At 57.3% G+C, this 24,279-nt stretch carries 20 protein-coding genes; 6 read left to right on the forward strand and 14 right to left on the reverse strand.

What is annotated here, in order from left to right; translation table 11 throughout:
* The 3 genes from N675_RS11585 (at position 1) to N675_RS11595 (ending at position 3,436) form a co-directional block, all read left to right on the forward strand.
* Positions 1-432, forward strand: a complete 432-nt coding sequence (locus tag N675_RS11585; RefSeq protein WP_038040083.1) for a NuoI/complex I 23 kDa subunit family protein — start codon at positions 1-3, stop codon at positions 430-432.
* Positions 433-523: 91 nt separating this feature from the next.
* Positions 524-1,942, forward strand: a complete 1,419-nt coding sequence (locus N675_RS11590; RefSeq protein WP_038040086.1) for an aspartate ammonia-lyase — start codon at positions 524-526, stop codon at positions 1,940-1,942.
* Between the two features lie 57 nt (positions 1,943-1,999).
* On the forward strand, positions 2,000-3,436 hold the full coding sequence (locus N675_RS11595) for an aldehyde dehydrogenase family protein (RefSeq protein ID WP_038040087.1): 1,437 nt from the start codon (positions 2,000-2,002) through the stop codon (positions 3,434-3,436).
* On the opposite strand, the gene N675_RS11600 is transcribed toward N675_RS11595, so the two are convergent.
* Positions 3,423-4,040: a methylated-DNA--[protein]-cysteine S-methyltransferase gene (locus tag N675_RS11600; RefSeq protein ID WP_231578032.1), complete on the reverse strand. Its 618-nt coding sequence runs from the start codon at positions 4,038-4,040 to the stop codon at positions 3,423-3,425. The genes N675_RS11595 and N675_RS11600 overlap by 14 nt on opposite strands.
* Before the next feature lie 20 nt (positions 4,041-4,060).
* Complete coding sequence (locus tag N675_RS11605) at positions 4,061-4,924, reverse strand: deoxyribonuclease IV (RefSeq protein ID WP_038040090.1); 864 nt, start codon at positions 4,922-4,924, stop codon at positions 4,061-4,063.
* Between the two features lie 235 nt (positions 4,925-5,159).
* Between N675_RS11605 and rfbD the strand changes: the two genes are divergently transcribed.
* On the forward strand, positions 5,160-6,005 hold the full coding sequence (gene rfbD / locus N675_RS11615; protein ID WP_038040094.1) for a dTDP-4-dehydrorhamnose reductase: 846 nt from the start codon (positions 5,160-5,162) through the stop codon (positions 6,003-6,005).
* Here rfbD and N675_RS11620 read toward each other — a convergent pair.
* From N675_RS11620 to lysW, 9 genes are all read right to left on the reverse strand, one after another.
* Positions 6,002-7,957 carry an acetate--CoA ligase gene (locus N675_RS11620; RefSeq protein WP_038040095.1) on the reverse strand — a complete coding sequence of 652 codons (1,956 nt, stop codon included), beginning with the start codon at positions 7,955-7,957 and terminating at the stop codon, positions 6,002-6,004. The two genes, rfbD and N675_RS11620, sit on opposite strands and share 4 nt — an antisense overlap.
* Positions 7,958-8,087: 130 nt before the next feature.
* Positions 8,088-9,272: an aspartate aminotransferase family protein gene (locus N675_RS11625; protein WP_038040098.1), complete on the reverse strand. Its 1,185-nt coding sequence runs from the start codon at positions 9,270-9,272 to the stop codon at positions 8,088-8,090.
* Positions 9,269-10,105: a [LysW]-aminoadipate kinase gene (locus N675_RS11630; protein ID WP_038040100.1), complete on the reverse strand. Its 837-nt coding sequence runs from the start codon at positions 10,103-10,105 to the stop codon at positions 9,269-9,271. The genes N675_RS11625 and N675_RS11630 overlap by 4 nt, the downstream gene beginning before the upstream one ends.
* Positions 10,093-10,785 carry a class I SAM-dependent methyltransferase gene (locus N675_RS11635; RefSeq protein WP_051914695.1) on the reverse strand — a complete coding sequence of 231 codons (693 nt, stop codon included), beginning with the start codon at positions 10,783-10,785 and terminating at the stop codon, positions 10,093-10,095. The genes N675_RS11630 and N675_RS11635 overlap by 13 nt, the downstream gene beginning before the upstream one ends.
* A complete protein-coding gene (gene argC, locus N675_RS11640) occupies positions 10,782-11,840 on the reverse strand; it encodes an N-acetyl-gamma-glutamyl-phosphate reductase (protein ID WP_038040102.1) in 1,059 nt (352 codons plus the stop codon). The genes N675_RS11635 and argC overlap by 4 nt, the downstream gene beginning before the upstream one ends.
* A gap of 13 nt (positions 11,841-11,853) precedes the next feature.
* Positions 11,854-12,789 carry a lysine biosynthesis protein LysX gene (gene lysX, locus N675_RS11645; protein WP_081887088.1) on the reverse strand — a complete coding sequence of 312 codons (936 nt, stop codon included), beginning with the start codon at positions 12,787-12,789 and terminating at the stop codon, positions 11,854-11,856.
* Positions 12,786-13,880: a [LysW]-lysine hydrolase gene (locus N675_RS11650; RefSeq protein WP_051914696.1), complete on the reverse strand. Its 1,095-nt coding sequence runs from the start codon at positions 13,878-13,880 to the stop codon at positions 12,786-12,788. The genes lysX and N675_RS11650 overlap by 4 nt, the downstream gene beginning before the upstream one ends.
* 1 nt (position 13,881) lies before the next feature.
* Entirely contained in the window at positions 13,882-14,715 is an 834-nt protein-coding gene (locus tag N675_RS11655) for an ATP-grasp domain-containing protein (RefSeq protein ID WP_038040105.1), read from the reverse strand.
* 2 nt (positions 14,716-14,717) lie between these two features.
* Entirely contained in the window at positions 14,718-14,873 is a 156-nt protein-coding gene (lysW, locus tag N675_RS11660) for a lysine biosynthesis protein LysW (protein WP_156100885.1), read from the reverse strand.
* A 767-nt stretch (positions 14,874-15,640) separates the two neighbouring features.
* On the opposite strand from lysW, the gene N675_RS11665 reads away from it, so the two are divergent.
* Positions 15,641-15,943: a hypothetical protein gene (locus N675_RS11665; protein WP_038040110.1), complete on the forward strand. Its 303-nt coding sequence runs from the start codon at positions 15,641-15,643 to the stop codon at positions 15,941-15,943.
* Positions 15,944-16,164: 221 nt separating this feature from the next.
* The gene (locus N675_RS11670) at positions 16,165-18,849 is read left to right on the forward strand and encodes a valine--tRNA ligase (protein ID WP_038040112.1); all 2,685 of its coding nucleotides are present in this window, start codon (positions 16,165-16,167) and stop codon (positions 18,847-18,849) included.
* Between the two features lie 323 nt (positions 18,850-19,172).
* Here N675_RS11670 and N675_RS11675 read toward each other — a convergent pair whose 3' ends face one another.
* The 3 genes from N675_RS11675 to N675_RS11685 form a co-directional block, all read right to left on the reverse strand.
* Positions 19,173-21,095, reverse strand: coding sequence for a WD40/YVTN/BNR-like repeat-containing protein (locus tag N675_RS11675; RefSeq protein WP_038040114.1), 1,923 nt, complete (start codon positions 21,093-21,095; stop codon positions 19,173-19,175).
* Positions 21,096-21,116: 21 nt separating this feature from the next.
* Complete coding sequence (locus N675_RS11680) at positions 21,117-22,658, reverse strand: TCP-1/cpn60 chaperonin family protein (protein WP_197066299.1); 1,542 nt, start codon at positions 22,656-22,658, stop codon at positions 21,117-21,119.
* 139 nt (positions 22,659-22,797) lie between these two features.
* On the reverse strand, positions 22,798-24,261 hold the full coding sequence (locus N675_RS11685) for an ABC transporter substrate-binding protein (protein WP_038040118.1): 1,464 nt from the start codon (positions 24,259-24,261) through the stop codon (positions 22,798-22,800).
* Positions 24,262-24,279 lie beyond the last annotated feature (18 nt).

Raw genomic sequence — 24,279 nt, forward strand, 5'->3', positions numbered from 1 at the left:
ATGCTTGATGAAGTGAAAGGGTTCGTCGTTACACTCCGGCACTTCTTCAAGCGGCCGGTCACGGTTCAGTGGCCAGAGAAGAAGCGTGATTTTCCCCAACGCTTCCGCGGTCTTCCGTCACTCCGCTCCGATCCTGAAACGGGCGAAGCGCTCTGCGTCGCTTGTGGACTTTGCGCACGTATCTGCCCCACGAGCTGCCTTGAGATGCACGTCGTTCCCTCAGAAGAGGGTGACCGGGAACTCGGCGAATTCATCTTGCGGGCTGGCCGCTGCATGTATTGCGGCCTCTGCGCCCAGGTTTGCCCGGTTGACGCTATTACGATGAGCGGTGAGTACGAGCAAGCTGTGATGGACCGCGAAGGATTGATTTACGTCAAAACCGAGCTGGCTGCTATCGGCTCGCAGCGCCCAAGCTGGTGGGACGCTGCTTGATTCGACACGAGGGAGAGAGGGAAGATGCCGAGCGGGGTCACGATCACGATTGCCCCGCTCGGCTCTTTGTCACGCTGGAAGGAGGGATGCAATGCAAGTTGCCGATATGCGAGTTGAGCGCGATTCGCTAGGCGAGGTTCACGTTCCAGCTGATGTGCTGTATGGCGCACAGACGGCCCGAGCTGTTGCCAACTTTCCCATCAGCGGACAGCGACCGCATCGGGATTACATCGTTGCCATTGCGCAGGTCAAGCTTGCCGCAGCGCGTGTCAATCACCGTGCAGGTCGCCTGAACGACGATGTCGCACGCGCGATTGAGCAGGCAGCTCAAGAAATTATCGATGGCCAGTGGCACGAGCACTTCGTCGTCGACCCCTATCAGGCTGGCGCTGGCACCTCACACAACATGAACGCCAACGAGGTCATCGCTAATCGGGCCAATGAAATTCTCGGCGGCCGTCGCGGCGAGTACAAGCCAGTTCATCCTAACGATCATGTGAACCTTGGTCAATCGAGTAACGACGTTATTCCAACTGCCGCACGCCTTGCACTCCTGCGTGCAACGCCTCGGCTTCTCGAGGCGCTTCGGCAGCTGAGTGAAGCATTCTGCCAAAAAGCTCAACAATTTGTGGGATACACGAAGACCGGACGTACGCATTTGCAAGATGCTGTACCCATTCGCCTAGGCGATGAGTTCTCAGGTTACGCGGCAGCCCTTCGCCGCGCAGCTGACCGCATCGCCAGTGCTCGCGAAGCGTTGTACGAACTCAACCTTGGTGCAACTGCTCTTGGCACCGGTATCAATGCTTTCCCGGGCTATCGCAAGGCTGTTGCTGCCGAGCTTTCGGCGATCACTGGTTGGCCATTGCGACCGGCATACAATACGTTTGAAATTACGCAAAGCCATGCGGATTTTGCCCTCCTTTCAGCAGCGCTCCGGAACGCTGCGCTTGAAGTCATCCGGATTGCGAACGATATCCGCTTGCTCAGTTCAGGACCTCGAGCCGGGCTTGGCGAAATTATCCTCCCCCCGGTTCAACCGGGTTCGTCGATCATGCCCGGGAAGGTCAATCCCTCCATTGCTGAAATGGTCAATATGGTGGCCTTCCAAGTTGTCGGCTATGACCACGCTGTTGCGCTCGCAGTCCAAGCTGGTCAGCTTGACTTGAATGTCTGGACTCCACTCATCATCGCTAACTTACTCTGGGCAATTGATATCTTCACCAATGCACTGCAGACGTTCCGTACCCGCTGCATTGAAGGGATTACGGCGAACGAAGCTCGGCTGGCTGAACTCGCTCACGGCAGTATTGCTCTCGCCACGATTTTGACGCCGAAGATTGGCTATCTGCGTGCTGCCGAGATTGCGAAGAAGGCCTGGGAAACGGGCAAGACGGTGCGCGACGTCGTCGTCGAGGAAGGAGTACTCAGTCCGGAAGAAGCAGATGTCATCCTTGATCCGGCGAAGATGGCCTTGCCGCAGGATCCAGATGCGAATCAGTGCTCGTAAGCACCGCGCAACAAGACAAGAGGAGGCGAGAGCCTCCTATCATGGAAGGAGCGAGCGATGGCACGCGAATATCCGTTTTACTGCGCTGGCGAGTGGCGCACATCGCCCAACCGACTTGAAATCCGCAGTCCGTATAACGACGAACTGGTCGGCATCACCTACGAAGCCACGGAGCAGGATCTCGAAGATGCCATTGTTGCAGCCGAGCAGGCCTTTGCTGTGACACGGCGCCTGCAAAGTTACGAACGGGCGGAGATCCTCCAAAAGCTGGCAGATGGGCTACGCCGGCGACAAGAAGAATTCGCCCGGCTCATTAGCCTCGAGTCGGGGAAACCGATTCGTGATGCGCGGGTTGAAGCTGCGCGTGGCGTTTTTACGTTGCAGACTGCCGTTGAAGAAGCCAAGCGCATTGGTGGCGAAGTTATTCCGCTTGACCTGATGGCAAGTTCACAAGGGCGCTTTGGCATAACGAGGCGGTTTCCGATTGGACCAATTGCTGGCATCTCACCATTTAACTTTCCCCTCAACCTTGCTCTCCATAAGATTGCGCCAGCAATCGCTTCGGGGAACACCATTGTTCTCAAGCCTCCGAGCCGTGACCCGCTCACGATGCTCACCTTCGCGGAACTCCTGGAAGAGGCAGGAGTCCCCAAGGGGGCGGTGAGCATTATGCCGATGACACGTGCGGTCGGTGATCGCCTCGTGACTGACCCACGCTTCAAGCTCCTCACCTTCACCGGTTCTCCAGATGTTGGTTGGGACTTGAAAGCCCGCGCTGGGAAAAAGAAAGTGGTGCTTGAACTGGGCGGCAACGCTGGGGTGATTGTTGATCGCACGGCAAACCTTGATGTCGCAATCCCGCGCATCCGCACTGGCGCGTTCTCCTACGCTGGCCAGGTCTGCATCTCGGTCCAGCGCGTCTATGTCCATCGAGCACGTTGGGATGAATTTGTCGAGCGGTTCGTTGCAGCTACGCGTGAGCTTAAGATTGGCGACCCGCTTGACGAGACCACTGACGTTGGGCCGATGATCGACAACAAGGCTGCCCAGCGTACACAGGATTGGGTTGAGTCAGCCGTTGCAGAAGGAGCAAAGGTGCTCGTTGGCGGCAAGGCCGAAGGCCGCTTCTTCCAGCCAACCGTCTTGGTCGATGTCCCGAAGCAGCATCCAGTCTGCCAGCGAGAAGTCTTTGCTCCGGTGGTCGGACTCTGGCCATTTGATGATTTTGAAGAAGCACTAGCAGCAGTCAACGACTCGGCCTACGGCCTGCAAGCTGGCGTCTTCACTGGCAATCTTGAACATGCGCTCCGTGCTTTTGAGACACTCGAAGTTGGCGGTGTGATTATCAACGATATTCCGACCTATCGCATTGACCACATGCCGTACGGCGGCGTGAAGGACTCGGGCCTCAGCCGCGAGGGGCTGCGCTATGCGATTGAGGACATGACTGAACCCCGCCTGGCCGTCTTCAACCGCGTGCCTATTCAAGAGTAGTCAGCGAAAGAGCGAAGCAAAGCAAGAGAATGCCAGCTAAAGCTGGCATTCTCTGTATTCCTGTGCCGCAGCTTGGCGTTGCATACTGCTGCTCAAGCGCGAGCAAAGCGCGCTTGCGCTCGATTCCCCAGCGGTATCCGCCGAGTCCGCCGTCTGATCGGACAACGCGATGGCAAGGAACAAGTACGGCGATGGGATTTGCCGCACACGCACGGGCGATAGCACGGGTTGCGGTCGGCTGACCCAGTTTCCTAGCGAGATCAGCATAGGTGCGCGTCTGACCACAAGGAATTGCACGGAGCAGTTCCCAGACTCGACGCTGAAACGGCGTTCCGTTCTGGATATCAAGCGGAATCTCATCAAGCGCATGCTGTTGCCCTGAAAGAAAAGCGATGATCCGCTCCACCCATGCAGCCAAGGAGGCGTCATCACGTACGAATGCATTATCATTCCCATCCTGGTGAACGGCCGCTTCGGCCTCCTCGGCAGTATCAGCAAAAGCGAGCAGACGAATTCCCTGCTCACTCGCAGCGAGCGCCATCCAGCCGAGCGGCGTCGACGCAAGCGCGAAGCGTCCGGGAGTATGCGGTGTATTGAGACGCACCTTGCACCTCGTTCCTGGTGTCACTGCCCATCACTCACTTGCTGGACTAATGATCGAAGTACCTGCAGGTTCTCCCTGTCCTCGTGGAGGTCTTGGCTCTTCTCCGTCTCGAGCAGGGCTGGATGATGTTGGAAGCGTGGATCATTCACTAACTGGCGAAAGCCTTCAAGACCGATTTTGCCTTTCCCAATATGCTCATGGCGGTCAACGCGCGAACCACGCTCGCGCTTGGAATCATTGAGGTGAAAGACGCGCAGCCGGTCAAGCCCCAGCACGTTGTCAAATTCGGCCATCGTTTGCGCGTAACCATCAGGAGTTGTCAGTTCATAACCAGCGGCGAAAACATGGCATGTGTCGAAACAGTATGCGATCCGCTCAGGCTCACGAACCCGTTCAGTGATAGCAGCAAGTTCCTCAAACTTTGCTCCAATCGTCGTTCCCTGGCCAGCCGTTGTCTCGAGCAAGGTAACAACGCGGTAGCCAGGGAGTTCGGCATGGACACGGTTCAATGCTTCAGCAATCCGCCGAATTCCTTCTTCCAAACTCGATGTCCCATAGGCACCCGGATGTGTTACTAAATAGGGAATACCGAGCCGTTCACAGCGTTCCAGCTCCTCACGGAAGGCAGCGATCGATTTCTCCCAGAGCGCATCATCCGGACTTGCGAGATTGATGAGATATGAATCATGGGCAACGACAATCCGCAAGCCCGATTCTTGCCAACGCCGTTGGAACGCCTCAACCTCTGCATCGCTCAGCGGGCGGGCTTTCCATTGGTTGCTGCTCTTTGTAAAAACTTGGAGGGCATCACAGCCAACTTGCAACGCCCGTTCGATCGCTTTGTCAATGCCTCCTGCGATCGATTCATGGGCCCCAAACCACACGGATGTTGTCCTTTCGCCTTTCCATCGCACTGTTTCCCCAACAGGAGTATGACGAATACCAGAGCATGCTGCCAGTGTGCCCGTGCCCCGTCAAGAGCGAGCAAGAGGAAGCCACAATAGCCTATCGGGGACAAAGCGACGTAGCGTATCCTGTGGCGATCCAACCGGGGACTGTCACCTACACTAGAGACGACAACGAGGGTGCGGAGGCTCAAACGAGGAGCACGAGACGGCAATGGCAACAAAACGTGTCGTGATTACCGGAGCCAATGGACAACTTGGGCAAGCACTCCAACGAACCTGCCCAGAATGGGCTGAAGTGATTCCACTCCATCGCAGTGACTGCGATGTTACGGATCCGGATGCAGTCGCCGCACAGATTTTGCCCCTCCAACCAGCCATTATCCTGCACTGTGCAGCTTGGACGAACGTCGATGCCTGTGAACGCGATCCCCTTCAGGCCTATCGCATCAACGCGCTCGGCGTCCAACACGTCGCCGCAATCGCTCAGCGCGTTGGGGCGCATCTCATCATGATCTCCACAAACTATGTGTTCGATGGCGAATCAGCGGAGCCATATCACGAATTTGCTTCCCCTCATCCCATTAATGTTTATGGTTGGAGTAAGCTCATGGGCGAAGAAGCCGCTCGCGCTCTTTGCCCACACCATACTATTGTCAGGACAGCAATGCTCTATGACCGAACAAGCCGCAACTTTGTGACGACCGTCCTGCGGCTTGCCCGTGAACAATCCGTGCTGCGCATGGTCTATGACCAGTTCGGCAACCCAACATTTACTGACGATCTGGCGCGTGCTCTTTGGACACTCGCAAGCAAGGGTGTGTATGGAACATACCATCTTGTCAATAGCGGGCACGCGTCATGGTACGACTGGGCTCGTGCAATCGTACAGATTGCCGATCTGCCTGTTGCCGTCGAGCCGATCCCAGCAAGCGCCTATCAGCGCGCTGCCCGTCCGCCGCGCAATGGTGTGCTAACCAGTCTCGCAGCGCCAGCGCTTGGCATCACACTGCCGGACTGGGAAGACGCGCTTCGTCGCTGCCTCCGTGGCGAATCTTAAGCGTTGCCGCTCCCGTCAGCACCTGCTGATGACGGTGTCCCACCAGTTTGCAGCGATGACTTCAACTGTAGCCAGGCCGCGCGGGCTTCTTCAACGCTTCCCTCGTCTTCAATGGTCGAGATATCGCCAGGGTCACGGTCAAGCACGACCGCCTTGAGTACACGCCGCATGATCTTGCCACTGCGTGTCTTTGGTAACGTTCGGACGAAGTTCAATTCACCAATGACTACGACTGGCCCTAACTCTCGACGCACTGTTTCAAGCAATTCACGCTCCAACTCGGGCGATGGGGTATAGCCTTGTTTCAACGTGACGAACGCAGAGACGACTTCGCCGCGAACCGGGTCAGGGCGTCCTGTAACACCAGCTTCAGCCACGGCTGGATGACGTAAGAATGCCGTTTCAACTTCGATCGTGCCGATGCGGTGTCCAGCTATCTTGATAATCTCATCTGCCCGACCAGCAAACCAGAAATAGCCATCGTCGTCAACCATGGCAGCATCACCAGTGAAGTAGACACCGGGGATGCGGTTCCAATAGTCGCGCGCATACCGTTCAGGATCACCCCAGAGCATTGGTGTCAACCCTGGGAAAGGCCGCTGGATCACAACAATGCCCCGTTCACCAGGACCACAGCGTTGCCCTTCGGGCGTCATGACGGCAACATCCATGCCAGGAAGTGGCAGGCTCGCCGAGCCGGGCTTAATGGGCAGCATGGCTATCCCATAGGGATTGCCAATCACTGGCCCACCCGTTTCGGTCTGCCACCAATGGTCAATAACGGGGATACGGTCAGCAAAGACGTCCTTCTGCAGCCACTCCCAAGCTGGCGGATTCAGCACTTCCCCAGCGCAAACGACACGCTCAACGGAGGTCAGATCGTAGCGTCGTGCTGGTTCAGCACCATACTTCATCAGCATTCGCACTGCTGTCGGTGAGGTAAAGATCCCTGTGACGCGATTTTCATCGATAATCCGGTAGAACGTCTCCGGGCCGGGATAATCGAGCGCGCCTTCATACGCAATCGTTGTACAGCCAATCAAGAGCGGGGCATAGACAATATGGCTATGGCCAACGATCCAGCCAATATCAGATGTTGACCACCAGATATCATCTGGTTTCAGGGCAAAACACCACTCCGCCGTACTCCGAATGCCGACTTGATAGGCACCATGGGTATGGACGGCGAGCTTTGGCTTCGCCGTTGTTCCCGATGTGGCGAGGATAAACGCCGGCTCGTTTGCTTCCATCAGTTCAACCTGATCGGATTGGTCATGACCGAGCGCAAGGAATGACTCCCAGTCGAGATCCCGTCCAGGCTGCATTGGCACGGGATCGTTTCGGCGACGCAACACCACGACCGATTGAACTGACTCAGCTCCCAACGCCAGCGCCTGGTCAACGATCTCCTTCAACCGGACGGGGTTACCACGTCGCCAGGTGAAATCGGCCGTGAAGAGCGCCTTTGCTCCGGCCATGGTGAGCCGATCATGCAGCGCACCAGCACCAAAACCTGCGAAGACGACAATGTGCATTGCCCCAATACGCGTGGCGGCCAGCATGAGCATGATTGCCTCGGGGCATGTCGGCATGTAAATCCCGATGCGATCACCTTTTTGGATGCCGAGGCCTCGAAGCGCCGCGGCGATTCGTCGCACCTGACGTAGGAGTTGGGCATAGGTGAAGACGCGGCGCTCTCCCCACTCTGTCTCAGCAATCAGCGCCGCATGCCCACCGCGACCGCGTGCAACATGTACATCGAGCGCCGCGTAGGCAAGATTGGTCAGTCCATCGACAAACCAGCGGAACGTCGGTGGCTCCCACACAAACGTCTGCGTCCAGGGACGAAACCAGAAGGCCTTCTCGGCTGCCCGTGCCCAAAAGCCTTCGGGATCCTCCAACCCCTCACGCCGCCAACGTGCGACCACTGGATTAATGAGTTCAACTGCCATTGCGCACCTCCTCTGCACCAGTTCCCGAGGCCGCCCGTCAGTTGTGCTTCATTGAGGCATGTGTACCTAGTGTATCGGGATAATCGGCAATGGCGCAAGCAAGAGGCGCGCAACGGTCGCTGCGGTGGGATTAGTCCTGTGCGGCGTCCAGCGCGTGGGCAAAGACGTCGACGGCCATATCAACCTGTTCACGAGTAAGGAGCAATGGTGGCAAAAAGCGTAGCGTCGTCGTTGTTGCCGGCAGCGCAAGAACGCCCGACTCTTGCATGGCACGCAAGACAGGTGTGGCTCGCAGCTTCAGCTCAACGCCGATCATGAGTCCCCGCCCCCGCACTGCACGAACAAGCGGATGGCGCAATTGCTGCAACTGCTCAAGAAAGTACGCTCCGATATCAGCGCTATGGGCAATCCAGCCTTCGTCATGGAGCGTTTGCAACGTAGCAAGCCCAGCCGCACAGGCCAACGGGTTACCGCCAAAGGTACTGCCATGTACACCGCTCGGTAAGCAGGAGGCGATCTCCTCCGTCATCAGTGTCGCACCAATCGGCACGCCATTGGCCAATCCCTTGGCAAGACAGAGGAGATCAGGGCTCACACCATCATGTTGACAAGCAAACCATGCCCCGGTACGAAAACCCGTCTGCACTTCGTCAAAAATGAGAAGGGCACCGGCTTGACGGGTAATCTCGCGCGCAGCGGCAAGATAACCCGGTGGCGCAGGGAAGATCCCTCCCTCGCCTTGGATCGGCTCGAGAATCACCGCAGCCGTCGCTGTATCAACAGCGGCAGCAAGGGCATCGCGATCGCCAAATGGTACGTGTTCGGCTTCAGCCAGGAGGCCAATGAATCGATCGCGATACTTCTTCTCAGCAGTCGCCGCCAAGGCTCCAAGGGTACGGCCGTGATAGCCACGACGGGCTGCAACAATCTTGCGTCGTCCAGTCACTGCCCAGGCAAACTTGAGCGCTGCCTCAACGGCCTCTGTGCCTGAGTTGGAAAGGAAGACGCGGCGCAAGCCTGCTGGAGCAATCGCCAAGAGTTGCTCAAGAAAGGCGGCCCGCGTATCGTTAGCAAACGACTGATGGCAGTTCAGTAGTCGACCAGCTTGTTCAACGATTGCAACAGTGACGCGTGGGTGCGCGTGGCCGAGAATGTTGACTCCATAGTTGCTCATCAGATCGAGATAGCGTCGTCCTTCGCTATCCCAAAGCCACACGCCTTCGCCCCGCACGAGGGCAATTCCACGCTTTGCGTACAGCGGAGGTTGGAGTTGCTGGTCTGCTGCAAGGACAGCATCAGTTGGACGCGCGGTCATACATTGACTCCTATCGTGCTGCGTGCCACAAGGCGAGTGCCTTCGCCGGCGAGCGCTCGCCGAATTGGATGTTCCACACGGGCATCAGCAAAGACGACCTGTGGGATTCCAGCAGCAACAGCGCGGCACCCTGCTTCGACTTTCTTCTTCATGCGGCCCTGAGCTGCTTCCATTGCCCGTGCAACACTCTCGGGATCATCAACGACGATCTCACGAATCAGCGACGAGGGATCCTGCAGATTCGCGAGCAAGCCTGGTGTATTCGAAAGAATCACCAGCGCATTGGCCTGCAAGGCAAGTGCTAATTGGAGCGCTAGCTTGTCCCCATCAACGTTAATTGCTTCACCGTGGTAGCTCAGCGCTGGTGGCGTAACGACCGGTAAGTAGCCATGCTCAAGGAGCAAGCGTAACAACGTCGGGTCGATTTCATTGATGCTGCCAGCATAGTCACCACGCAGGACTTTGGGCTTTCCATTTTCAATCGCCCGGATCGTCTCCTTGCGTAGCCCGCGGGCAATGCGACCATCAAGCGCGGTTAACCCAACGGCATTCACACCGCGCGCCTGCAGGGCTTCAACCAGTCGCTTATTGACGAGACCAGCGTAAACAGCGAGCATCAGGTCCATCGTCTCAGCATCGGTATAGCGACTGACCTGACCAGACGAGGAGTGAACCAGTCGCGGCTCTTTGCCAAATCGCCGCATCCATTCATCAAGCACAGCGTTGGCTCCATGGACGAAGACGACCGGCTGCTCCACAGAGAGCGCCGCAAGGTCATCCAGTGTCAGGGCAGGATCAATGCCAGCACTACCGCCGAGCTTCACGATGAGCATTGGTCAAGCTTCCCTCCCCAGTGATCACGGGTTTCGTATGGCTTCTGGAAGAGCATGGTATAGGCAAGCGGGGTACCGCTTTGTCGAACGAGCGTGAAGCCCGCTGCCTTTGCAAGGGCATGTACTCTGTGACGAGGAAGAAAATGCGGATCGGGCAATGTTTCAACCACTGCGAGCATACCGCCAGGTTTCAATGCCCGGTAGAGTTCATGCAACGCTGCTTGGCGAGGACGGATTTCACCAAGGACGTGCACCAAGACTGCCCGATCAAATGTATCCGCCGGCAATGGCGCATCTGCACCGAGTTCAGCAAGTGCCGGCAAGACATTCGATATACCAAGACGATCAGCACGTGTACGCAGCTGGGTAAGCATTGCTGGCTGGCAATCGAGCGCGACAACCAAGCCATCGGGACCAACATATCGAGCAAATGCAAGGCTCAGTCGCCCAGGGCCAGCGCCTGCATCGAGAATCTTCATGCCAGGCTGGAGATCGAGCAACGTTGCAAGGTCTTCAGCATTTCCAATGCGCCGGAGGCCAGGCAACGTCAGCACCCAACTCAGCCACGCGGGACACGGGGTGAGACGGCGAAAAGCAAGGCCGGTAAGCACAATGCCGCCAGCGACTACCATCATCCAACGCGTGGTGTTGTGACGCACGACGTGATAGACGGCACTCATAGTGGGTGGAGCCCTGAAAACTCCAAGCCGAGAGTTTCCGGAAAGCCAAAGCGCACGTTCATTGCTTGTACAGCTTGCCCCGCCGCCCCCTTCATGAGATTATCGATTGCAGACATGACGACGACGCGCGGGTGATGAGGATCGCTTAGGTCAAGCTCCCAGCCAACATCGCAATAGTTCGATCCAGCGAGGATTTTTGGCTCGGGATATCGGTGCAGGCCAGAGGCCTCCTTGACAATTCGGACAAATGGCTCATTGCCATACATGTTGCGGTAGATCTGCCACAGATCACGATCGGTTAACGGGACAGAAAGAAAGGCATAGCTGGTCGCCAAGATGCCGCGCACCGCCTCAACGCTCGTCACACTGAGGGCAACCTGAATCGGACGGTCAGCACAGCCCAGTTCTTGGAGGATTTCAGCAGCATGACGATGACCTGTGGGCTTATAGGGCCGAATCACACCACTGCGCTCAGGATGATGGCTTGAGAGCCCAACTTCCCCGCCAGCCCCAGACGAGCCCACTTTGGCTTCAGCAAAGACCGGGAGGTCTGAAGCAAGGACTCCAGCTCGCGCAAGTGGCGCTAAGCCAAGAATGACGGCGGTTGCATTGCAGCCCGGGCAAGCGATGTAGTTCGCTTCACGAATCTCAGCTCGATGGAGTTCAGGCAATCCGTAGACGGCTTCCCGAAGGAGCGACGGCGCTGGATGCTGCCACCCGTACCAACGCTCATAGGCTGCTGGGTCGCGCAGCCGAAAATCCGCAGAAAGATCAAAAATGACCGGCGCTAACGAACGGATGCGATCGATCATTGGGGCAACCGCCCCATGCGGAAGGCAGACAAAAAGGACATCAGCCGGTTGCAACGCATCGGGATGAATAAATTTAAGCTGGGTGCGCTTTCGGAGGTTGGGGTGAACCGTGTGGACAAATTTCCCTGCCCGATTCCGCGAGGTTACCTGCGTGACCTCGACTTCAGGGTGTCCAAGTAAAAGGCGAAGTAATTCGCCACCGGTGTAACCTGATCCGCCCAGAATTGCCGCTTTCAGTGCCATAAACACTCCCTCACTAACTGGCGCGAGCCGGTGAGCATGCTGGAGATGTCGCTCGCGGACGATCAAGGGTGACAACAGCCGGTTGACGCAGCCCCCGCGCGCGATCAAGCACATAGTCGGCAATAATTCCGGCGATATCGTGGTCAGTCGTTTGCATTAAGCCTTTGAACTCCACGCCACCATTGACCTCCAGGACTTTCAGTCCTGCAGCTGTTTCGATGAGGTCAATGCCAGCAATTTCAACACCAACAACATGGGCAGCCCGCAGAGCAATTTCAGCAACGTCTGGTGTGACAGGACACGGAGCTGAGATTGCGCCACGGGCAACATTGGTGACCCAATGGTTCGCTATACGATACGACGCAGCAATGACGTCATCCCCAACGACAAAAACTCGCAGATCGCGACCGGGTTTTTCGACGTATTCCTGAAGATAAAACACACCGTGGTGAAACGATCCAAGCGCTCGCTTGTGCTCAAGGACGCTACGAGCGGCTTGTGGAGAATGGACCCGTGCCAGAAGACGCCCCCACGACCCCGTCACCGGCTTAATGACCGCCGGATACCCCAGCTGGTCAAGCGCTTGCAGGGCAGAATCAACGTCAAAGGCGACCATGGTGCGTAACGTTGGCACCCCAGCCTGAGCCAACAGCCGCGTGGTCAGCACCTTATCATCGGCAATTGTCATCGCCTGACTCGTATTGATGGTTGGAATACCCATGGACTCAAAAAGCCGGAGAGCAACAACGCCGCGGCTGTGCGCCATGCAGCGATCGAGAACGAGATCAAGCGTCGGTGCACTGCAGGTCGGATCCACCAGATCAAAAATGAGTGAACGGTCATAGAGGCGAACGGGCAATGCTCCGCGAGCTTCAAATGCACGAAGAAGTCGTTTCTCTTCCTCGCGCACATGGGAAAGCAGTATGCCTATATGGAGCGGACTACTCACTGGATCCCCTCCCACCGTTGCTGCGCAATTTGCGCAACCACCCGCTCGAGTGCACGCTCGAGCACTGCCACGGCTTGCTCCAACTCGGCAACCGACACATGCTCATGGGGGGTGTGGTCAAGACGAGAATCACCCGGGCCATAAGCGACAATCGGGCACCCCCAGGCTGGACCAACAATGTTCATGTCCGACGTTCCCGTCTTCACTTTCAGCTTCGGCTGGCCTCCACTCTCGCGGATTGCAGCTAAGAAGACGCTAACCAGCGGAGAGCGCTTGTCGACTCGAAACGCCGGAGCATTGACGTGCACCCGCACATCGCCAATTCCGGCGAGTTGGTGGGCAGCAGCGACCGCTTCGGCTGGCGAAACAGCGGGCGGGAGACGGAGGTTTGCACGCAGCCATGCCTGCTCAGTCAAGCCGTCAGTGGTCGTATTGATTGCGAGCAACGTCGTCGTAACCTGATCAAATGAACGGGCAGTTGGATCGCTGCGACTTGCCGCCCAGGCAACCAACTTGTTCCAGTAGTCAACGGCGAGGGCTGCGGCGGTTGTCTCCGGCCCAGCTGAATGGCCAATCGGTCGAGCAACTTGGTACTCGACCGCAACGGAGCCCTTATACCCAAGGACAACGCCGTCCCAGCCACTTGGCTCACCGATGATGACAGCACACGGCTTCGGCTGATGGTGGTCAACGAGCCAGTGTGCTCCACGAGAGCTCATCACTTCTTCTTCCACCGCTCCGACGACCGTTAGGCGTACTCCGGGTGGTAGCGCAACGTGAGAACCAGCGAGCACAAAGGCCGCCAGCGGTCCCTTGGCATCAACAGCGCCACGGCCGTAGAGCAAGCCATCAACCTGGCGAACAGGAACACGGCCGGGCACCGTATCAATGTGGCCTAAAAGCATCACTTCGTACGGGCCGTCGCCTCGGGTACCAACCGCATTGCCGGCGCCGTCGACCTCAGCATGATAACCGAGCTCAGTCATCCGCTCGCACAGCCAAGCGACGGCCTCAGCTTCATGCCCAGATGGGCTGGGGATGCGCAACAAGCCTTCGAGGAGGCTGGCTGCCGTCCAGATACCCACCGTCATCTCACCCCTCCCCTGCTACCGCTGGCGTATGCTCGGCAGCCCGAGCCACTACATGGTCAACGATCGCCATCGCGACAGCCGCCGCCTGCTCGCCGAGCGAACGAAATTCGACAAGATTCTCGGCCGAAATGAGGACACCACCCGTTGGCGTTTCCACGACATCAACGGTATAGGCCCCACTTCCGAGCCGCTGCACAACGGCCTCCGCGAGCGCGCTCCACCGATTCATCTCCAGTGCCGGAGCCCATTGTCCGGCATCGCGATGAGCAACAGCGACGAGCGCATTCCCGACGATCACAAGCCGTCGTGCCTGGTCTGGCGAGCCAACAGCCTGTTGAACCAACACCGCTTGCTCATCACCGAGCACCGTTCGATGCTCAATGAGCGCTTCCGCAGCATCGCGATCTTCGACCAGCGCCACCGGCATGATGGGATCAGCAAAGAATGGTTTGAGATAGACTGGAAAACCGAGTTCATCGATGACCCGCAGTGTGGCTGCAGGCCCAAAGCTCACAACGGTCCGCGGAATTGGCAACCCAGCAATCGCAAAATGGCGGAGCAGTGCAAGCCGGTCTGCTAAGAGGCGCGTTGTTGCTGGGCGGTTGATTACCACGCGCCCAGACGCCTCAAGAAGCGCTGAGAGTGCAACCAGTTCTGGCGTCGCCCGCTCACGCAGCACCACAACAGGAGGCAGATCAACGTCCTCGCCCAGCGGCAATGCGAGTTCAGAGGGGGCAACGCGCGTGACCTGCCAGCCCTGCTGCTCGAATGCTTCGGTCAGGAGCCGCTCCTCGACGCGTAATCGCTCAGCTAGGAGCGCTACCTGCAATGCCACGGCTACTCGCCCCAGTCTTCTTCTTCCGCTGGTGCAAGCCCAAGCTCAAGCGGATCAACCTCGAGCACCTCGAGATCAACCCCACACTCGGGGCATTGGACAATTTCCCCAACTTCAACGTTTTCGAGCGTCAACGTTGCGCCACATTCTGGACACATGGGTAACACTCCTCTCCCCTTACAACACCGTAACGTACCCGAGAAAACCAAGAGCGGCGGTGCCTTTATGAGGCTCACCGCCGCTCCGGAGTCTGCTACAAGCTATTGCGTGCTACACACCCCAATTGTGTGCACCGCCCCGGGATACGGCAGGAGCCCCCAGGTACCTGGGGGCGCGAATAGGTGCGGGCACCACCGAAACAGCCCAGTGCCCGGCTTTGGTCAAGCCAGGTTTGTGCTGGTGTTGGACTGTTCGGGTTCTTGCACGCACCATCGCTTCCTCACCTGCCGCCCACTTCTGGGCACTGTTCACTGTAACACACATACCCGACAAGCGCAAGAGGAGAAACATCTTGACGACCCCAGAAACACGCCCCCACTGGGTCGGCAACATGCTGCACGGCAGCATCGGCTGCCCATTGCCCCAGCGCCGTGGTCTGGCATTGACGAGACAGCTAACCAGGCAGGAAGACTGGTGCTATAGACAGATGATCCACAGATGGACGCCTCGATTGCTGAAATCCGCTGAAGAGCGGTCTGGAACTGTGAACTGTCCGGCAACGATACAACACGAATTGGCAGCAGATTAGCTCTACCATGAGGAGCACAATGCCACAGCGTCGAGCGCTAGCGTATTCTTGCTTCCCGGTCATTGCGCACAATCGTGATGATCGTGGAATGTTCATTGGATGCTTGCGTTCCAGGATAATGGCACAACATGGCGCTGACTGTTTGAGAGCATAGTGAGCAGAAAGGTGAGCACAACAATGAGTGAAGGACGCCAACCACTGGACCCAACGCGTCGGCTTCTTCGCACCTTTGGGGTTGCCGTTTCAAACTTTGAGGAGCGCTCGGCAAAGCTCATTGAGCGCGCACGCGCAGCTGACACAAGTACAGAGGAGCGGCTTGCCGCAGCAGCACGTCTATTGCGTGAAGCTGCCCTCCTCAATCGTCGACTGCGTGAAATTGCCGATCATGTCTGGGAACTGCAGCACGCTGCCCTGACACAGATGAGCGACCTCCTGGTGCCAGCCAGTTCCGAGGAGGATGAGGAATCATCCGCTTATTGACCAACAAGCCATCACCATGTAGGCTTTGGATAGAGGGTAACGGAATGGCGCAGCGCGGTCAGAGACAGCCGACAGTACAAGATGGTGATCACGTAGCGGCTGGGCGAGCGGCGCCGCCATAGGGGTTTGCCTGTTGCGTAACTGACACGCGGCGTCCGCTCCGACAGTCTAAGGCGGACGCCGCTTTTGTATTCGCGGAGAAAGTAAGGAGGCAGCTCGCAATGGCACAGACAACACCGGCAGGCGATTTAGCCCCGGCATATCAGCCGCAAGAGGTCGAATCACACTGGTATGACTGGTGGGAATCCAAGGGCTATTTCACCCCAACAATCGATCCACAGCGAAAGCCATTTGTGATCATCATGCCTCCTCCGAACGTGACTGGAGAGCTTCACATGGGACATGCCCTCTTCGTCGCTGTTGAAGACCTGCTTATTCGCTGGCGACGGATGCAGGGCTATCCCACGCTTTGGCTCCCCGGCGCTGACCATGCTGGGATAGCCGGGCAATGGGTTGTAGAGCGTGAGTTGCTGAAGGAAGGGTTAACACGCCACGACCTCGGCCGCGAGAAGTTTTTGGAGCGTGTTTGGGACTGGATGAACCGCTATCGCGGCAGGATTCGTGAGCAACTGCGTATTCTTGGCGCATCCTGTGATTGGACTCGCTTCCGTTTCACGATGGATCCAGGACCTTCACGCGCAGTCCGTACAGCATTTAAACGGCTGTACGACAAGGGCCTCATTTACCGCGGTGAGCGCCTCATCAACTGGTGTCCGCGCTGTATGACGGCCCTGTCCGATCTCGAAGTCGAACACGAAGAGACCGATGGCCAACTTTACTACCTGCGCTATCCGCTCGAGGACGGCAGTGGGGCATTAGTGGTGGCAACGACACGTCCTGAGACGATGCTCGGCGACACGGGTGTTGCCGTGCACCCTGATGATCCGCGCTATCACGATGTCATCGGCAAGACTGCCGTGCTGCCCATCCTTGGTCGACGACTCCGGATTGTTGCCGATGCTGCAGTTGACCCTGAATTTGGCACTGGCGCAGTGAAAGTGACGCCAGCTCACGATTTCACAGACTTTGAGATTGGTCAGCGGCATGGCCTCCCGGCTGTCAACATCTTGAATGAGGATGGAACGCTGAACGCTGAAGCGGGCCCGTTTGCTGGCCTAACCATTGCCGAGGCACGCCAGCACGTCGTTGCCCGACTTGAGCAAGAAGGGGCACTGGTGAAAGTTGAGCCACACCGTTATTCGCTGGGCCATTGCCAGCGGTGTGGCGCTGTTGTTGAACCATTGATCAGCAAGCAGTGGTTCGTCAAGATGGCACCACTCGCTGGGCCAGCAATCGAGGTTGCCAAGAATGGCACAGTGCGCTTCATTCCCGAACGCTTCGTGAACGTGTACCTGCACTGGCTGGAGAACGTCCGAGATTGGTGCATCTCCCGGCAACTCTGGTGGGGGCATCGGATTCCAGTCTGGTACTGCAGCGACTGCGGCCAAGTGTCAGTGACCGACCAAGAGACACTTGAACGCTGCCAGCACTGCGGGAGCACGCAGATTGAGCAAGATCCTGACGTGCTCGATACCTGGTTCAGCTCTGGTCTTTGGCCCTTCAGCACGCTTGGCTGGCCAGATGACACGGAAGATCTCCGATACTTTTACCCCAGCTCAGTCATGGAAACCGGCTATGACATCCTCTTCTTCTGGGTCGCTCGGATGATTTTCCTTGGTCTTGAGTTTATGGGTACGCCACCGTTTCATACGGTGTACCTCCATGGGACGGTGCGTGATGAGCGCGGCGAGCGCATGAGCAAGACCAAGGGCAACGTGATCGACCCAACCGAGATCACGGCACAGTATGGCAGCGACGCACTGCGCTTCACCCTCCTCACCATGGCCGGCCCTGGGTCAGACATGAAGCTAAGCGTGCAGCGAGTTGAAGCAAGCCGCAACTTCGGGAACAAGATCTGGAATGCGACCCGCTTCGTCTTGCGTGCACTGAATAACGCGCCGCTTGAGGTCGACGCTGATGGGAATCCCACACCACCCGCGCATGAAGCGGCAAGCCTTGCCGACCGCTGGATGCTCAGTCGATTGCAGCGAACCATTGAAACCATCACGGACCAGCTTGAACGCTACCAGTTCCACGAAGCTGGACACCACCTCCACGAGTTCATCTGGTCAGAGTTCTGCGACTGGTACATTGAGGCATCGAAAGTGGCGCTCAACCAAGGTGGAGCTTCGGCCCAAGCGGCACGCCAAACGTTAGCGGTCGTCCTTGAGCGCACACTCCGGCTTCTCCATCCGTTTATGCCTTTCCTCACCGAAGAACTCTGGCAGCGCCTCCCCCATGCCGGGGAGAGTATCATGGTCGCCCCATGGCCGACGCCTGATGCACAGTGGATCGATGACGAAGCAGAAGGCGAATTTGGGTTCCTTATTGATGTCATTCGCGCGATCCGCAACGCGCGTGCCGAAGCGGGTGTTGAGCCAGCGCGCTGGATTCAAGCAATGATCTATCCTGGTAGCCATGGTCACGCCTTCAAGACAGCGGAACCTGTACTCCGCTTTCTTGCTCGGCTTGCTGATGATGGCATCCAGTATCTCGATGCCCTTCCGGAGAATCCCGAGCATGTCATAACGCTGGTCGTCGACGATGCCGTGGTCTATCTTCCACTTCGCGGGATGGTTGACCTTGCTGCTGAACGTGCGCGCCTTGATCGCGAGATTGCGGAAGTGCAAGCTGAAATCGAGCGCGCGCGGCAACTGCTTGCCAACGACCAGTTTGTCCAGCGAGCGCCAGCCCATGTCGTTGAGCGACAGCGCGCCAAACTCGCCGATGCGGAAGAACGCCTCGCACTCTTGCTCTCCCAACGGGCTGCGCTTCAAGAGAAATGAAGGGGGTCACACTACGGCACAGAGCCATATCCACGTTATCCGTTGTTACTTGATAACAGGACAAATCACGGCAGAACGTGATGGTTTGACAGAAGCAGCACACCCGGCGTGGGCGCCTATTTCCTCCGGAGCAGCAGTATGAGGACTTGGAAGGCAGGAGGGAGGTGGGATGCTATCGGATCTGAGTTAAAACGACGATGACCTATTTTTGAACTTTATCCCGTGCCCCGCTACGTCGGGCGTGGCATGCTCAGTAATCATTGATCATGAACCCAAGCGGCAACGATCGCAGCACTAGCCAACAACCGCCTGGTTGCTCCGGCTTAGCTGCCAGCATGCTCAGGGACAAGCAGGCGTCCCCAGACTCGGCCATATGCATCTACCGCAAATGCGAGCAGTCCAGACAAGTTGTGCGCGAGTGCCAAGCCGAGAATCGGCGCGTCCTCTAATCCCTCACTCCACGCGGTTAACGCGTCGTCTTCGCCACGTACGATAAAGACAGCAGGGCCAGCGGCGAGGAGCAACCGACACCAGGGGAAAGCTGTGGGAGGACGTGCGACGGCCGTCAGTGGGGATGGGGTGAGAGAAGGAAGGGCGCTCCACACCGGCTCTGAACCTCCTGTATCCCACCGGCCTCGCCAAAGCGTATCGTCCAATCCTACCCAGATTTCCTCCCACTGCGTCAGGTCATCGGAGAGGGCAAGGTGGGACGTTGGAGGATCAGGCTGTCGAAGCCAAGCTAGCCAAGACCGCCCACCATCAACTGAAGCGCGAAGCGTTATATCCAGTTGTCCTTGAGCATCAAATGTCGATGTCAGCGCAAGGAGAACGATCTGGCCAGAGTCACGCCGGGTGACGGCAATTGCCCGCACGATGTTTCCTTCGCCAAACTGGCCCGTTTGCCAGTCTTTTCCACCATCTGTCGAATACCACCACGTGCCATCGCGCATTGCTGCGAAAATGACATCACCGTCAGCACGAGCATTTGCCGTCACAGCGAGTAAGCGCGCTGGAGCTAACGACGGTGTCAGGAGATCCCATGTTATTCCACCATCACCACTTCGCCAGAGTCCATCGCTCGCTTGGAGATAAAGGCGCGACGTTGAGCGCACATGAATAAGATGAAAGAACAGTCGTGAGACGCCATTCAGCTGCGTGCTCCAGACTCCCTGCGGGAGGTCACCGCACAACACACCGTGCTCAAGCCAAGCCGTAACCACCCGAATCTGATGCTTGTGTTCCACCACTGCAGCAAGGCCGGAAGGCACCGCTGCCATAAGCGGCACAGGCCACGGTCGCCATTCATGAGTCGATGGATTCCATGACCAGACCCCGGAACGAAGACATCCAGCAAGCAGTTGCTCGTCAGTAGCATTCGGCGCGAAGGAAGCAAACGACAAGCTGAGTACGGGAGACGGCAACGATCCCAAATCATGCCACTTGCGCCCGCCGTCAGGAGACCAGAGAACGTGTTGATCCACCGCGACGGCAAGATGTTGCCCATGAGCATTGACGGCAACCGCGGTGACGCCTTCGGCCTGCTCGAGCGGAAGCCGACGCCAATGCTCGCCCGCATCATCCGATGTGAACACGCCATAGTTGTCAACACTGACGAAGAGGCGCCGGTCTTCAGCAAAGCGCGGCGAGACTACAATAGAGGTAATGACAGGATCAGCCACGGGAAAATGGAGTGGGCGCCAGCTTGCACCACCATTACGCGTCCCAAAGAGACCGCTTTCTGTCGCGACGAATCCGAGCCGATCATAGGCAAATGTCGGCGAAAGTGCCAATGCCAAGACGGAAAGATCGGGAAGCCCCACATTGCGGCTTTTCCACGTCGTGCCGCCATCATCTGAACAGAAAATTCCATCACGTTCGGTACCAATAAAAATCGCAGGCTGCTCTCCATCCTCAGCAACGGCAAGAGCAGTAACACGGCTTCCTACCAAGACCGGTTCCCACGGCTGATGTTCACCCCGTAGCCGAAATAGCCCATGCGGTGTTCCGGCAAACCACAGACAACTGCCATCCTGAGTAGGAACATAGGCAAGCGTCTCAACCAGAAGTGGTACTGTTGTGCCGAGCCATCGCCAACCAAACGATGGAGGTTCCGCAATGGCCACACCAGACGGTGTTCCAGCAACGAGGATGCTTTTCCCGTTATCGCAGACACTGAGGAGCGTTAAGACAGTAGCCCCTTCTACCTGAGCGAGCAGCGACCAACGCGTCTGGGTAAGTGGAAACACAACGTGCTCCGATCGCCTTGGTTATGGGTGAGCTGCTACCGCCGGCCAGGTGCGGTGAATCAATGCTCCAGTCGAAAGAACCATGCGAACTATACTCACCGCCGTCTCAATCGCCGTGTCAATGACCTGGACGGGATCAAGTAGCCCTTCCAGCCAGGGATCAACCCACGACTGACGCAGGACATCAAAGGCCGCCGTTGGACAGCGATCAGCCTCCGCAAGCACTCTGCCCGGCTCAATGCCAGCATTGGTCAGGATAACCCGGATCGGTTCCGTAAGCGCTGTACCGAACGCGTTGCGTATTGCAACCTCGCAGGGGTCAGCTCGCATTGGCAGAGCACGAAGCTCACGAGCAATCCCAAGCAAGGTTGCGCCACCACCTGGAACAAGACCGCCGCTTAACGCGGCCTGCGCTGTCTTAACGGCCGATTCAGCAACCAGCCGCCGCGCCTCACGTTCCCGAGGTACGGCACCTCCAACCTGAAGACGAGCCGTTACCCCGGTTAAGCGTGCAATCCGCTCCTGTGCTTTCGTCCGGAGATACGCATCGTCTGCTCTGGCTAGGGCCGCACGCGCGGCGCGCAACCGGGCTCGCACTCGTTCCCGATCAAGGTGGCCGCCAAGAATACCGAAATGCCGCAGTGTTGCCCACACATGCCGCGCTCTGCCAAGCACTGCTATCGAGGAAGCTGACAACGACTCCCCTCCGTTGCAGTGCACCACGAACCCGCCCGTTAACGCCGCCAGATCTTCCAAGATTTCCTGCTGCTGCCACCCAACTGAGGGTGCCTGCAGCGCGACAATCTGCTCAAAGACACCGCGCTCACCGTTGCGTACCAAAAGCGCAAGCGCATCATGGCGTATCTCTCCAGCAATGATCACGAGGCGACGAATATTTGATGCAAGACAACGCTCGAGAAACGGAAGGAGTTCAACACCCTTCGTCACCGCGCCATCGAGCAGCAAGATCCGTGGCTCATGCACGCGGCAACATCCATCAGGAGCCTGAAGCCATATCGGTGAGAGGACACCACTATCCCATACAATGCCCTCTTCATAGACACAGGTAGGATCGGCGCTCACTCCCTCCTCGAGCAAGACAACACCTTCGGGACCAACTGCATCAACTGCCTCACTGAGAAGGCGAGCAAGGACAGGATCATAGACAGCACGCTGGATTACCGCGTGGAGTTGATCGAACGATATATCGGTTTTTGCATGCTCCAACAAATTCGCCCGGACACAATGCCAAACCTGCTCAAGCACACGCTCAAGCTGAGAAATACTCCATCCAGCTTCCGCAACACGAAGCACTTCCCGCAACAGCGCAGCGCTTAATACGGCTGTTGTCGCACAACCATCGCCCACACGCTCATAGACGCGCCAGACTGCATGGCGCAGGAGCATGGCCCCAGCATTCTCGAACGGATCGGGCAACTCAATCACGCGGCGTGCGATCGTCGCCGCATGGTCAAGGATTTCCGGGGAACCATTCCCAACAATTGGACGGATCAATACCGAACGCGGCAACGGGCCAAGGGTTGGACGGAGCAACGAAGTCATGATCGTTGCTCCGCGCAACAAGGCGCGCCAAGCAGCGTGATCATACCGAATAGGAGCACCCTGACCCCGAATGCGCCCAGTCATCGAGCAAGAAAGCACACGATACGTGCCGCTCTCTGGTTGCCTTTCCCTATTACCCTTAGGCACGGTTTTCAGGCTTGCTGTAGATTTCCTGGGCAGCCTTCACGAAGTTTGCGAGCGCATCAGCTGGCTTCAATTTCTTAACGACCAGATCTTGCATCATATCACCAATGACGAATTTGGTGGTTAACTCACCGAAAGCGCCGAGTGGGGCAGCAGCGTAGCCCATAATACGTCCTGTCTCGATAATCTTCTGATACTCTGAATAGAGGGGATTCTTTGTCCAAAGGTCAGCCTTAATCATATCTTTCCAACAAGGAATAAAGCGCCCATTGAGCTTATTGTTAATGTAATCGGCGTACCACGTTGGATCGAGAATTGAGAGCAACAAAATGCGAGCATTATCGCCGCCTTTGCCGTTCTTAAACAACGCCTCTGTCCACACATCGACCATACCGAATGAACCAGCTGGCCCAGCAGGCCAGTTGTAGAGGCGGGTCTTCTTGGCAAGGTCAGGCTTGTTCTGCAGCAGCCAATTATAGACACTAGTAGGATTAGCCGTTATGACAAGTTGCTCGCTTTGAAATCCCTGGTTATTTCCCCCGTCGTCCCAGTTTACAGAACCAGGCGGAATGATCTTGTCATCAAGGTACATCGTTTGAATCAACGCGAGTGTATCGAGCCATGCTTTGTCATTCGCGGTTACCGCCAGCGTGCCATCTTCATTCTGCAATTTCCCACCGAAAGTCCAAACCATACCGATGACATGGTTATTGGTATCGTTCGTTTTCCCAAGCGTCATGCCGTAGTAATAGAGCGGTGGCTTCGTTAAGGCTTTCCCTTGCGTACGCACTTCATCCCAGTTGGCCGGATATTTAAAGCCAGCTTGATCAAGCAGATCCTGCCTGGTATGGAATGGCCAGGCATTGACCGTGTAGGGTGCGGCCCACCAGCGCCCTTTGTAAACACACGTCTGCTCCACAGGCTGCCAGACCCCGCCGTTTTGTTGAATATACGGTTGTACGAGATCAGTTACATCAACAGTTTGCCCCTGAGCGCGCCAAAACTGCGTTTGGTAATCATAGAGCCGGTAAATGTCAGGTGGTGTGCCCGCCTGCACGGCAGCATTGAAGCGGTTATAGCCCTGCGGGTTATTGGGGATCTCCTCGAACGTAACGGAGAAGCCTTTCTCTTGTGCCACCTGGGTGAACCGCTCCTTCAAGAGCGCAGTCGTTTGCGGCAGATAGTCGACCGTTTGCCAGATCACGACCTGCTGGCCGGCAACTGGCTTTAGCTGCGGGGTGCCAAGCGCTGCAGCAGTGGTGGTTGCTTGCGCGGATGGCGTCGCAGCGCCACTGGCCTTCGTTGCGGCAGCCGTTGGCGTGGAAGCAGCAGGAGCCTTCGTCGGTGTTACCGTCGGGGAACTCGCACCACCACCACACGCTGCAACCGCAACCGCCCCGGCACCAGTAGCCAACAAAGACAGAAACGCTCGACGAGAGAAACGTCGTTCCTCAACCATACCCCCTCCTCACCTCGG

This window comes from Thermorudis peleae (assembly GCF_000744775.1).
GTDB classification, from domain to species: Bacteria; Chloroflexota; Chloroflexia; order Thermomicrobiales; family Thermomicrobiaceae; genus Thermorudis; species Thermorudis peleae.